13 protein-coding genes are annotated in these 11,142 nt (G+C 74.2%); 5 read left to right on the top strand and 8 right to left on the bottom strand.

From position 1 onward, the window contains the following. Positions 1-786, bottom strand: a complete 786-nt coding sequence (locus ACWHYA_RS07605) for a hypothetical protein (protein ID WP_425943251.1) — start codon at positions 784-786, stop codon at positions 1-3. A 215-nt stretch (positions 787-1,001) separates the two neighbouring features. On the opposite strand from ACWHYA_RS07605, the gene ACWHYA_RS07600 reads away from it, so the two are divergent. Then, a complete protein-coding gene (locus ACWHYA_RS07600) occupies positions 1,002-2,747 on the top strand; it encodes an AMP-binding protein (RefSeq protein WP_425943252.1) in 1,746 nt (581 codons plus the stop codon). Between the two features lie 19 nt (positions 2,748-2,766). Here ACWHYA_RS07600 and ispF read toward each other — a convergent pair whose 3' ends face one another. Beyond that, a complete protein-coding gene (ispF, locus tag ACWHYA_RS07595; protein WP_425943253.1) occupies positions 2,767-3,303 on the bottom strand; it encodes a 2-C-methyl-D-erythritol 2,4-cyclodiphosphate synthase in 537 nt (178 codons plus the stop codon). Continuing rightward, positions 3,296-3,988, bottom strand: a complete 693-nt coding sequence (locus tag ACWHYA_RS07590) for an IspD/TarI family cytidylyltransferase (RefSeq protein ID WP_425943254.1) — start codon at positions 3,986-3,988, stop codon at positions 3,296-3,298. The genes ispF and ACWHYA_RS07590 overlap by 8 nt, the downstream gene beginning before the upstream one ends. Between ACWHYA_RS07590 and ACWHYA_RS07585 the strand changes: the two genes are divergently transcribed. Beyond that, positions 3,914-4,081: a hypothetical protein gene (locus ACWHYA_RS07585; protein ID WP_425943308.1), complete on the top strand. Its 168-nt coding sequence runs from the start codon at positions 3,914-3,916 to the stop codon at positions 4,079-4,081. The two genes, ACWHYA_RS07590 and ACWHYA_RS07585, sit on opposite strands and share 75 nt — an antisense overlap. 25 nt (positions 4,082-4,106) lie before the next feature. Here the strand turns inward: ACWHYA_RS07585 and ACWHYA_RS07580 are convergent, their stop codons facing one another. Then, entirely contained in the window at positions 4,107-4,589 is a 483-nt protein-coding gene (locus tag ACWHYA_RS07580) for a CarD family transcriptional regulator (RefSeq protein WP_075957107.1), read from the bottom strand. Between the two features lie 220 nt (positions 4,590-4,809). Between ACWHYA_RS07580 and ACWHYA_RS07575 the strand changes: the two genes are divergently transcribed. Continuing rightward, the gene (locus ACWHYA_RS07575; RefSeq protein ID WP_425943255.1) at positions 4,810-5,358 is read left to right on the top strand and encodes a hypothetical protein; all 549 of its coding nucleotides are present in this window, start codon (positions 4,810-4,812) and stop codon (positions 5,356-5,358) included. A gap of 85 nt (positions 5,359-5,443) precedes the next feature. On the opposite strand, the gene phoU is transcribed toward ACWHYA_RS07575, so the two are convergent. Continuing rightward, positions 5,444-6,148 (bottom strand): phosphate signaling complex protein PhoU, encoded by a 705-nt coding sequence (phoU, locus tag ACWHYA_RS07570; RefSeq protein WP_425943256.1) that lies wholly within the window; start codon positions 6,146-6,148, stop codon positions 5,444-5,446. A 256-nt stretch (positions 6,149-6,404) separates the two neighbouring features. On the opposite strand from phoU, the gene ACWHYA_RS07565 reads away from it, so the two are divergent. Together ACWHYA_RS07565 and ACWHYA_RS07560 are read left to right on the top strand one after the other, a co-directional pair. Then, positions 6,405-7,787: a sensor histidine kinase gene (locus tag ACWHYA_RS07565; protein ID WP_425943257.1), complete on the top strand. Its 1,383-nt coding sequence runs from the start codon at positions 6,405-6,407 to the stop codon at positions 7,785-7,787. After that, the gene (locus tag ACWHYA_RS07560) at positions 7,784-8,470 is read left to right on the top strand and encodes a response regulator (protein WP_425943258.1); all 687 of its coding nucleotides are present in this window, start codon (positions 7,784-7,786) and stop codon (positions 8,468-8,470) included. The genes ACWHYA_RS07565 and ACWHYA_RS07560 overlap by 4 nt, the downstream gene beginning before the upstream one ends. 10 nt (positions 8,471-8,480) lie before the next feature. Here the strand turns inward: ACWHYA_RS07560 and ACWHYA_RS07555 are convergent, their stop codons facing one another. Genes ACWHYA_RS07555 through mshA form a run of 3 tightly spaced genes read right to left on the bottom strand, consistent with a single transcriptional unit; the run spans position 8,481 to position 11,116 of the window. Beyond that, positions 8,481-9,242 carry a phosphoglyceromutase gene (locus ACWHYA_RS07555; RefSeq protein WP_425943259.1) on the bottom strand — a complete coding sequence of 254 codons (762 nt, stop codon included), beginning with the start codon at positions 9,240-9,242 and terminating at the stop codon, positions 8,481-8,483. A gap of 9 nt (positions 9,243-9,251) precedes the next feature. Further along, the gene (locus tag ACWHYA_RS07550) at positions 9,252-9,806 is read right to left on the bottom strand and encodes a YbjN domain-containing protein (RefSeq protein WP_425943260.1); all 555 of its coding nucleotides are present in this window, start codon (positions 9,804-9,806) and stop codon (positions 9,252-9,254) included. Further along, positions 9,803-11,116 carry a D-inositol-3-phosphate glycosyltransferase gene (gene mshA, locus ACWHYA_RS07545; protein ID WP_425943261.1) on the bottom strand — a complete coding sequence of 438 codons (1,314 nt, stop codon included), beginning with the start codon at positions 11,114-11,116 and terminating at the stop codon, positions 9,803-9,805. Before mshA ends, ACWHYA_RS07550 begins: the two co-directional genes overlap by 4 nt. Positions 11,117-11,142 lie beyond the last annotated feature (26 nt).

The following is an 11,142-nucleotide window of genomic DNA, read 5'->3' as shown; positions in this document are numbered from 1 at the left end:
TCATCCCGAACCGGACCCGGCCGTCGTGGTCGCCTCGTCCACGAGCGGCAGCTCCTCGTCCGCCACCGTCAGGGTCACGTCACCCTCGTAGCTCTGGATCAGCCAGGCGTACCCCTCGGTGGTCGAGGTGTTCTGGACCACCTCGAAGCTGAGCACCCGGTCCAGCTCGACGTCCTGACGTCCGCCGCGGCCGCGCAGGGCGATGACCGCCCGGTGCCGGAACGCCACGGTCAGCGGCCGGTCCGCCCCCGCCGTGCCGCCGTCGACGTCGTCCGGAGGGGTGGTGGCACCACCCTCGTCCGCGGACCCTTGGGCGACGTCGGTCACGGCCTCCGTGACGACCTGGCTGCGGACCGGGTCCTCGGTGGCCAGGCCCACCCCCTCGGGCACCTGCAGGTCGTGCAGGCGCAGCACCTGGACGTCCGCCTGTGCCTCGGCGTCGCCTGCGAGGGCGGCACCCACGCGGATCTCCCAGCCCGGTCGGCTCTCGGGCGCGAACCGTTCCCGGATCCCCTCGTTCAGCTGCTCGGCGGTGATCTCCTCCCTCGGCACCTCCAGCAGGTCGACGACGAGCGACTCGTCCAGCACGAACGCGGCCAGCTCCTGGTAGGCCTGCTCGGCGGCCGGCCCGTACGACTCCCGGGCAGCGGCGGAGACCACCGGCTCCTCCACGAAGCGGGACGGCCGGGCGGCGGGCTCGGTCAGCGGCCCGGAGCACCCGGTGATCAGCCCCGCCACCACGACGACCCCGGCCGCACCCCGTACCCCTCCCACCCTGGCTCCCACCTGGCTCCCTTCGTGCCCCCTCCGCCGTGCACGGTCACGGTGCGTGGGCCGACGTGCGTGGCCGACGTGCGTGGCGACCCGTTCGCCCTCCGGGCCCCGACGGACTGGAGGCCGACCTGCCCCCTCGCCTCAATCTAGCCCCGGCGCCCGGCCGGCTCCACCAGAGCCGGACCCCCGGGCGTGCACCTGAACCTACGGGACCGTAGGTTGGGACCGTGTCATCGAACGCACTGATCCCGCTCACCGTCGACCCCGCGCCGACGACCACCACCCTGCTCGAACAGACCGCCCGACGGTGGCCCGAGCGGGTGGCGGTCGACTTCCTGGGTGCGACGACGACGTACGCCGAGCTCGCCGACCAGGTGGCCGCCGCTGCCCGGGTGCTGGCCGGCCTCGGCGTCGGCCCCGGTGACCGGGTGGCCCTCGTCCTGCCCAACTGCCCCCAGCACGTGGTCGCCTTCTACGCGGTCACCTCGTTGGGGGCCACCGTGGCCGAGCACAACCCGCTCGCCGCCCCCGAGGAGGTCCGTGCCCAGCTGAAGCTGCACGGCGCCCGCGTGGTCGTGGCGTGGGAGCACGCCGTGGGGACCGTGCTGCCGCAGGAGGGTCAGGACCGCACCGTCCTGGCCGTCGACCTCTCCGCGGCGATGCCGTGGCGGACCCGGCTCCTCCTCCGGCTCCCCGTCAAGGCGGCCCGGGCCCAGCGCGCCAAGCTCCGGGCCCCGGTGCCGGAGGGCGTCGGCTCCTGGGACCGCGAGGTCGCCGCAGCCCTGGGCTCGGGGCGAGCGCGCCGCGGCACGGGCACCTCACCCGGTGGCACGGACGAGAGAGGTGCGCAACGGCATACCCCGGGTCCGTCGCCGGAGGACGTCGCGGTCCTGCTGCCGACGGGCGGGACCACCGGTACCCCCAAGCTCGTGCCGCTGACGCACGCCAACCTCATGGCCAACGTCGCGCAGGGCCGCCAGTGGGTGCCCGGGCTGCAGGAGGGCGAGGAGACGTTCGGGGCGGTGCTGCCGTTCTTCCACGCCTTCGGGATGACGCTGTCGCTGACCTTCGCGGTGTCGATGGGTGCCACCCAGGTGGTGCTTCCCAACTTCGACGTCGACATGGTGCTGGCGGCGATGAGGCGGCGGCCGTGGACGTTCCTCGCCGGGGTTCCGCCGATGCTCGACCGGCTCGCCGCCGCCGGGGAGGAGAACCCTGAGCTGCTGCACCCGCTGCGCTACGCCATCTCCGGCGCGATGGCCCTGCAGCCCGAGGTGGCCGACCGCTGGGAGGCCGCGACCGGAGGACTGGTGATCGAGGGCTACGGCATGACCGAGTGCTCCCCGATCGCTCTCGGCAACCCGTTCGGGCCCGAGCGTCGCCCGGGGACGCTGGGGATCCCGTTCCCGGGCACCGAGATCCGCGTCGTGGATCCCGACCTGGTCGAGGAGGACGCCGACGCGCCGGACGTGCCCGACGGCGAGGTGGGCGAGCTGCTCGTCCGCGGCCCGCAGGTCTTCGGCGGCTACCTGGACGCCCCCGAGGAGACCGCCCAGGTCCTGCTGCCCGGCGGGTGGCTGCGCACGGGCGACCTGGTCCGCCGTGACCCCGCCGACGGGTTCGTCGCCCTGGCCGACCGCCGCAAGGAGCTCATCGTCTCCGGCGGGTTCAACATCTACCCTTCGCAGGTGGAGGAGGCCGTCCGCGGGATGCCCGGCGTCGTCGACGTGGCGGTGGTCGGCCTGCCGGACACCTCCCTGGGCGAGCACGTCGTCGCCGCGCTGGTGCTCGAGCCCGGCGCCTCGGTGGACCTCCCCTCGGTGCGGGAGTGGCTGCAGGACAAGGTCTCCCGATATGCGGTGCCGCGCGACCTGCACGTGCTCGACGACCTGCCGCGCAGCCAGCTGGGCAAGGTGCTACGACGGCACGTGCGCGAACGGATCCTGGCCCTGCGCGAGCGCGCCGGCGGCTGAGCCGACCCGGGGCTCGGGGTCAGCGCCGGGCGACCAGCGCGCTGGCGAGCCCGGCCAGCCCCTCCACCCGGCCGACGAAGCCGAGGCCGTCGGTGGTGGCGGCGCTCACCGAGACCGGTGCGCCCCCGAGGGCGGCCGACATCGCGGCCTCCATCTCGGCCCGGCGGGCGCCCACGCGGGGACGACGGGCGACGACCTGGACGGCGACGTTGCCGACGACGAAGCCGGCCCGGTCCAGCAGGTCCGCGACGTGACCGAGCATCTGCGCCCCCGACGCGCCGGCCATCTCGGGACGGTCGGTGCCGAAGACCGACCCAAGGTCGCCCAGGCCGGCGGCCGACAGCAGGGCGTTGCAGGCGGCGTGGGCCGCGACGTCCCCGTCGCTGTGCCCCGCGATGCCGCGCTCCCCCGGCCACTCCAGGCAGCCGAGCCACAGGACCCGGTCCTCGCCCTCGGGCGCCCAGGCGTGGACGTCCACGCCGATGCCGGTGCGGGGCAGCGCGGGCACCCCGCGTGCCCCGTCGGCTCCTCCGGCCGGACCGGTCTGCTCAGTCATGAGCTCCCCCGGCCGGCCGCAGCCACCCCGCCGCCACCTCGAGGTCGTGCGGCGTGGTGATCTTCAGGGCGCGCGGGGAGCCCTCGACGACGGTGACCCGACCGCCGTGCGCCTCGACCATGCCGCAGTCGTCGGTGGCCGGTGCCGGCGGCGGGGCCGCGTGCGCCCGCTCGAGCGTCTCGCGCAGGAACCCCTGGGGCGTCTGCACCGACCGCAGCGTGGACCGGTCGAGGGTGGCCACCACGGTCTCGACACCGGTCGGTCCGGTCCGGACCTGCTTGATCGTGTCGGCCACGGCGATCGCCGGGGTGACGGCGGGGTGGCCCGAGTGCACGGCGTGCATGACCCGGTCGAAGACCTCGACCGGCGTGAGGGCCCGGGCGGCGTCGTGCACGAGGACGACCCCCACGTGCTGCGGCAGCGCCGCCAACCCGCGGGCCACGGAGTCCGACCGCTCGGCCCCTCCGGCCACCACCTGGACCCCGACGCGGCCGGAGCCGTCGACGACGGAGCCGACCGCCTCGTCCACCTCGGCGAAGGCCTCCGGGTCGGGCGGGGCCACGACGACGACGTCGGTCACCGCCCGGCACCGCAGCGCGCCGCGGAGGGCGTGGACGAGAATCGGCTCGGCCGCCGTCCCCGTGCCCCTGCCCCCGTCACCGTTCCCGTCGCCACCGAGCAGCACGAGCGCCTTGGGACGACCGGCACCCAGGCGGGTGCCCTGCCCGGCGGCGACAAGGATGAGGCCAGCACCGACGGTGTCGTCGGGCTGGCCTGACCTCCTGCTCAGGAGGACATCCTGCTCAGGAGGCGAGGACCTCGTCGAGGGTGGCCTCGGCGGTGTCCTCGTTGGTCTTCTCCGCCAGCGCGAGCTCGGAGACGAGGATCTGCCGGGCCTTGCTCAGCAGCCTCTTCTCACCGGTGGACAGGCCCCGGTCCTTGTCGCGACGCCACAGGTCGCGGACGACCTCGGCCACCTTGATGACGTCGCCGGAGGCGAGCTTCTCCAGGTTGGCCTTGTAGCGGCGCGACCAGTTCGTGGGCTCCTCGGTGTGCTCGGCGCGCAGCACCGCGAACACCTTGTCGAGGCCGTCCTTGCCGACGACGTCGCGGACGCCGACCAGGTCGCAGTTCTCCGCAGGGACCTCGATGGTGAGGTCGCCCTGGGCCACCTTGAGCTTGAGGTACAGCTTCTCCTCACCCTTGATGGTGCGTGTCTTCATCTCTTCGATGAGAGCGGCTCCGTGATGCGGGTACACAACCGTCTCGCCGACCTTGAACGTCATTCAGATAGCCCCTTTCGCGGATCTCCAGGATATCACGGGAGAATCGGCCAGGGGAATCGGCGACCGACATCTGTGCAGGTCAGCGGCCTACCATACTTCCGGGGGTATGCCGTGCACGCTCCCCCGCACCCGGTCCGGCGCCGGCTCCGGGCCCCCGTCGACGCAGGTCAGCGCGGGTCGCGGGCACCCGGCGGGGGCGGCACCCACTAGGCTGTGCGGCGTGACGACTGCACCCACCCCCCGTACGCGCCGCGGCGCCGTGCTGCTCACCGCCGCCGCGGTGGGCGCGGTGGCCCTGAGCGGCTGCTCGGTCACCAACCCGACCACGACCACCCTGCGCTACGCGCCGGCCGACGGCGTCGAGCTCGACGGCGAGACGGTCGACGTGCGCGACCTGTTCGTCGTGAGCCAGGGCTCCGGCGCCCCGGGCGTCGTGTCCGGCTCGGTCGTCAACTCCGGCGCCGAACCCGCCACCGTGACCGTGGCCGTCGCCGGCCAGCAGGTCGGGTCCGAGGTGACCGTCGAGCCGGGCCAGGCGGTCCGCCTCGACGGAGTGCAGCCCGACGGCTCCGAGGGCGAGCGCCTCGTCGTGGAGGCGGTCGACGCCGTGGCGGGCCAGCTCGTCGAGGTCCGGATCCAGACCGCCGAGGAGACCCTCACGGCCGAGGCGCCGGTCCTGCTCCCGCGGGGCCCCTACGAGCAGTACGCCGACGACGCGGGCGGGACCGTCGAGCCGCCGCAGGGCGACGAGGGCGACGCCGACCACTGACGACCTGCGCCCACGCGGTCCGGACGGGCCGGGTGCGCCGCCCGTCCGCGACGGCTTGCGGGGCCGCTCGTCGGACGGACGAGCGTCAGATCCCCGCGCGGGGCACTCCCCCACCGCCGCGGTGGTCGCGGGCGGCCGGGTCCTGCTCGTCCATCCACACCCCCGTGACCAGGTAGACCACCCGGATCGCGACCGAGACGGCGTGGTCGGCGAAGCGCTCGTAGTAGCGCGAGAGCAGCGTGGCGTCGATGGCGGCCTGGGTGCCGCCGTCCCAGTCGGGCTCCAGCAGGATGCGGAACACCTCGCGGTGCAGCCGGTCCATGGTGTCGTCCTGCCGCTGCAGCTCCACGGCCCCGGAGGGGTCCTGCGCCGAGACGATCTCACCCGACCGCAGGCACATGGCGCGGGCGTGCTCGGACATCTGGGCGAAGACGTCCGTGAGCTCGCCGGAGACCGCGACCACCGGGTAGCGCAGCCGGGCCAGCTTGGCCACGTGCCGGGCCAGGTCGCCGCAGCGCTCCAGGTCGGCGCTCATCCGCAGGGTGGTGACCAGCTGGCGCAGGTCGGTGGCCACCGGCTGCTGGCGGGCGATCGCGTCGATGGCCCGGTTGTCCAGGTCCCGACGCAGCGCGTCGATCTGCTCGTCCTCGCTGATCACCCGCTCCGCCAGCTCCAGGTCGGCCTCCAGCAGCGCCTGGGTGGCGCGCTCGAGCGCCCGCGCCGAGAGCCTGCTCAGCTCGACGAGCTCGTCGGAGAGCGTCTCGAGCTCCTCGTGGAACAGACTGCGCATGGATCGACCGGTCCTTTCGTGGTGAACGACGTGTGGCGCGCCCTGGTCCGGGTGCGGCGGCCCCTGGGCCGGCCCGACCGGGGACCACGCCCGACGACCATGGCAGCGACGTGTGAACACCGTACGACACCCGGGTGAACTCTGGGCCGACAGCACCCGGCGAGGACCCTGGCCGGTGCCGTCGCGCTGCCGTCGCGCCCCCGTCGCACGGCGCGCACGGTCCGGGACCCCCGGGCGCCCGGCCTAGGCTGGACCCGTGAGTCCTGTCATCGCGGCCGTCGTCGGCATGGCCGTGGGTCTGCTCCTGGCGGCGATCGTCTGGTGGGTGGTCCTGCTCGCCGGCCGGCCGCAGGCGCGCCCCCCGGAGCCGGTCGACCAGCCCCCCGCCCTGCCCGAGGGGGTCCTGGACGTGCTCTCGGTCCTGCGCTCCGGCGGCATCGTCGTCGACCGCAGCGGCACCGTCCGTACCGCCAGCGCCTCAGCCGTCGCGTTCGGTCTGGTCCGCGGGCGGGACGTGGTCCACGACGACCTGCGCCAGCTGGTGGCCCAGGTCCAGCAGGACGGGGTCATCCGCGAGGCGGAGTACGACATCGCCCGCGGTCCCGTCGGTCCGGGGCGGGCCGTCGTCGGTGCCCGGGTCGCCCCCATCGGCGACGGGCTGGTCCTGGCCCTGGTCGAGGACCGCACCCAGGCCCGGCGGGTGGAGGAGGTCCGGCGCGACTTCGTCGTCAACGTCTCCCACGAGCTCAAGACGCCGGTCGGCGGCCTCGCGCTGCTGGCCGAGGCGGTCGAGGACGCCGCCGACGACCCGGTGGCCGTGGCCCGGTTCGCCGGGCGGATGAAGAAGGAGACCACCCGGTTGACCCGGCTGGTCAGCGAGATCGTCGACCTGTCCCGCCTGCAGACCAACGACGTGCTCGACCGGATGGTCGTGGTCGACGTCGCCGGCTGCGCCGAGGAGGCGGCCGAGCACACCCGCCTGCTCGCCGGTGAGCGGGAGGTCGTGGCGCTGACCACCCAGGCGCGCGACCGGCTGCGGGTCTACGGCGACCCCGAGCTGATCACCACGGCGGTGCGCAACCTCATCACCAACGCCATCGCCTACTCCGAGGACGGCACCCGCATCAGCGTGGTGACCCGGCGGGTGGACGACCTCGTGGAGGTCTCGGTCACCGACCAGGGCCGCGGCATCCCGGTCGCCGACCAGGAGCGCATCTTCGAGCGCTTCTACCGGGTGGACGCCGCCCGGTCCCGGAGCACGGGCGGCACGGGTCTGGGGCTGTCGATCGTCAAGCACATCTGCGCCAACCACGGCGGGGAGGTGACGGTGTGGAGCCAGGAGGGGCAGGGCTCGACCTTCACCCTCCGGCTGCCGGCGGTCGTCGGCGACGACCGACCCGTCGGGTCCGAGGCACCGCACGGACCGGGGCAGCACCCCGTCGGTCCCGCGCTCCAGGAGGTCGCCGGCCCGCGGGAGGTCGACGGCCCGCAGGAGACCCCCGGCACCCAGGAGACCCCCGGGGCTCCCGAGGCGCCTGCAGCCGGCGGGGGCGACGGACCGGCCCGCGGCGACGGCATACCCTGGGACCCGTCGACGCCCGCAGCACCCACGCCCCCACGGAAAGGTGACCACCGATGACGCGGATCCTCGTGGTCGAGGACGAGGAGTCCTTCTCCGACCCCCTGTCCTACCTGCTGGAGAAGGAGGGGTATGACGTGGCCGTCGCCGAGACCGGGCCCGAGGCGCTCGCGGAGTTCGACCGCAGCGGGGCCGACCTGGTGCTGCTGGACCTCATGCTGCCGGGGCTGTCCGGCACCGACGTCTGCCGCGCGCTGCGCCAGCGCTCCAGCGTGCCCGTCATCATGCTCACCGCCAAGGACTCCGAGGTCGACAAGGTCGTCGGGCTGGAGATCGGCGCCGACGACTACGTCACCAAGCCGTACTCGGGGCGTGAGCTGCTCGCGCGGATCAAGGCCGTGCTCCGCCGGGGCGTCGAGCCCGAGGAGCTGCTGCCCTCCACCGTGGAGTCCGGGCCGGTGCGGATGGACGTCGAGCGCCACACCGTCCAGGTCGACGGCACGTCGATATCGTTGCCGCTCAAGGAGTTCGAGCTGCTGGAGATGCTGCTTCGCAACGCCGGACGGGTGCTCACGCGCGGGCAGCTGATCGACCGGGTGTGGGGCAGCGACTACGTCGGCGACACCAAGACCCTGGACGTGCACATCAAGCGCCTGCGCGCCAAGGTCGAGCCGGACCCCTCCCGTCCCGTGCACATCGTCACGGTCCGGGGGCTGGGCTACAAGTTCGAGACGGCCGCCTGACCGCCCGGGCTCAGGCCTTGGCCTTGCCCTGGTTGGCGACCTGCTCGATCGCGGCCGCGGCGGCGTCGGGGTCCAGGTAGCGGCCGCCCGGGGTCACCGGCTCCAGGTCGGCGGTGAGCTCGTAGAGCAGCGGGATGCCGGTCGGGATGTTCAGGCCGACGATGTCGTCGTCGCTGATCCCGTCCAGGTGCTTGACCAGGGCCCGCAGGCTGTTGCCGTGGGCGGCGACGAGGACGACCCTGCCCGCCCGCAGGTCGGGCACGATCGAGGAGTCCCAGTAGGGCAGCATCCGGGCGATGACGTCCTTGAGGCACTCGGTCTCGGGGATCGGACCGTCGGCGTCGGCGTAGCGGGGGTCGCCGGCCTGGGAGAACTGCGAGTCGGCCTCGATGGGCGGCGGCGGCGTGTCGAAGCTGCGCCGCCAGAGCATGAACTGCTCCTCGCCGTACTTCTCCCGCGTCTCGGCCTTGTCCAGCCCCTGCAGCGCGCCGTAGTGCCGCTCGTTGAGCCGCCAGGACCGGCGCACCGGGATCCAGTGCCGGTCGGCCACGTCGAGGGCGGTGTTGGCGGTCGTGATCGCCCGGCGCAGGAGCGAGGTGTGCAGCACGTCGGGCAGCAGCTCCTCGCCCAGCAGCAGCTCGCCGGCGCGCGCGGCCTCGGCACGGCCCTTGTCGGTGAGGTCCACGTCCACCCATCCGGTGAACAGGTTCTTGGCGTTCCAGTCGCTCTCGCCGTGACGGAGCAGGATGAGGGTGTGTGCGACGTCGCTCATGGCCCCACCCTACTGGGGTGCGGCCCGCCCGGCCCCGGGGACCGGAGGCTGCCCGGCGGCACCGTCCAGCCGCTCCAGCTCGGCCCGGAAGGCCTCCAGGTTGGCGGTGGACTCCCCCCGCGAGCGGCGCCAGGCCCACTCCCGCCGGATCGAGGTCCAGAAGCCCAGCCGCAACAGGTCGTCGAAGGGGTCGTCGCACGCCGCGAGCACCGCCCCGAGGAGCTCGTCGACGGTCTCCTCCTCGATCGCGGCCAGCGGCAGCCGCCCGGTGACGTAGACGTCGCCGACCGCGTCCACGGCATACCCCAGCCCGGGCAGGCGCAGCGCCCGTCGGAGCAGGTGCCGGTAGAGCTCCTCGTGGTTCTCGTCGGGGTGACGGATGACGAAGGCGCGCAGGTCCAGCGCCCGCTCGCCGACGAGCAGGGAGACCACGGTGCGCAGCTTGCGCTCCCCGGGGAGGGTGACGACCGTCTCGCCGTCGCGCGTTCCCTCCTCCCAGTCCACGCCGATCCGATCGAGCAGGTGGCGAAGGTGCTCGACCACGTCGACCGGGGCCGCGCTCACCTGCTCCTCCGCCCCGGGGCGCGCCGGGCCGCCACGGCGCCGGCGTAGACCTCGACGAGCCGGTCGACGGTGACCTCCCAGGAGAACCTGGAGGCGTGCGCCACCGCTCGGCACGACCAGGCCTCCCGCTCCGCGGGGACCTCGAGGGTGTGCAGCACGCCGTCGAGCGCGTCTGCCCACCGTCCGGGGTCGTGCCCCTCGACGAGGACGCCGGCCTCGCCGACGGCCACGGGCAGACCGCCGACGTCCGCGGCGACCACGGGGGTCCCGCAGGCCAGCGCCTCCACGGCGACCAGGCCGAAGGACTCGTTGTAGGAGGGCACGGCCACGACGTCTGCGGCGCGGTACCAGTCGGCCAGCTCCTCGCGGGAGACCGGCGGGCCGAGCCGCACGACGTCGCTCAGCCCCTCCTGGTCGACGACGTCCTGGACCAGGTCGGGGCGGGTCAGGCCCGAGCCGGAGAGCCCGCCGAGGACGGCGACGACCAGCCGCTCGCGCAGCTCGGGACGTCGCCGGAGCAGCTCGGCGGCCGCCCGCAGGAGCACGTCGGGCGCCTTCAGCGGCTGGATGCGTCCGACGAAGAGGAGCACGACCGCCTCGGGCGCCAGCCCGACCCGGGCGCGCGCCTCCTCCTGCGGGCCGGGCCGGAAGGTCTCCAGCGCGACGCCGGGCGGCACGACGTGCACGGTGGCGGGATCGGCGTCGTAGAGCTCCACGAGCTGACGCGCCTCCTCCTGCGTGTTGGCCACGAGCGCGTCGGCCACGGCGACGACCTGCTCCTCGCCGATCTCCCGGCCGCGCGGCTCGGGGTCGTCGCCGTCGGCCAGGGCCTGGTTCTTCACCTTGGCCATCGTGTGCATCGTGTGCACCAGCGGGACGTCGAAGCGGTCCGAGGCCAGCCAGCCGACCTGCCCGGAGAGCCAGTAGTGGGCGTGGATGAGGTCGTGGTGGTGCTCGGGGTGCTGGGCCACGTGGTGGGAGGTGGACGCGGTGAAGGCGCACAGCTGGCCGGGCAGGTCCTCCTTGCCCAGGCCCTCCAGCGGTCCGGCGACGACGTGGTGGACGACGACGCCGGGGGCCAGCTCGACCGCCTCCCCCTGGGCGCCGCTCGTGGCCCGGGTGAAGATGTCGACCGCCACCCCGCGGGCGGCCAGCCGGGTCGCCGTCTCCACGACGTAGACGTTCAGCCCGCCGGCGTCCCCGGTGCCCGGCATCTCCAGCGGGGAGGTGTGCACCGTGAGCATCGCCACCCTGCTCAGTCCCCCGGTGGGCCGCCCCGTGGGGCCCCCGGACGTGTCCGCACTGGTCATCGGCCCAGTGTCCCACGGGTGGTCCC

The sequence above is a fragment of the Ornithinimicrobium carbonis genome, from assembly GCF_977012275.1.
Note: the sequence above shows the minus strand (reverse complement) of the source record. Positions and strands in the feature narration are given on the sequence as shown.

Bases quoted from the DNA above. Each gene is read 5' to 3' on its own strand.
- mshA (WP_425943261.1), bottom strand. From the start codon at position 11,116: ATGACCAGTGCGGACACGTCCGGGGGCCCCACGGGGCGGCCCACCGGG.
- ispF (WP_425943253.1), bottom strand. From the start codon at position 3,303: ATGACTGAGCAGACCGGTCCGGCCGGAGGAGCCGACGGGGCACGCGGG.
- ACWHYA_RS07555 (WP_425943259.1), bottom strand. From the start codon at position 9,242: ATGAGCGACGTCGCACACACCCTCATCCTGCTCCGTCACGGCGAGAGC.
- phoU (WP_425943256.1), bottom strand. From the start codon at position 6,148: ATGCGCAGTCTGTTCCACGAGGAGCTCGAGACGCTCTCCGACGAGCTC.
- ACWHYA_RS07560 (WP_425943258.1), top strand. From the start codon at position 7,784: ATGACGCGGATCCTCGTGGTCGAGGACGAGGAGTCCTTCTCCGACCCC.
- ACWHYA_RS07580 (WP_075957107.1), bottom strand. From the start codon at position 4,589: ATGACGTTCAAGGTCGGCGAGACGGTTGTGTACCCGCATCACGGAGCC.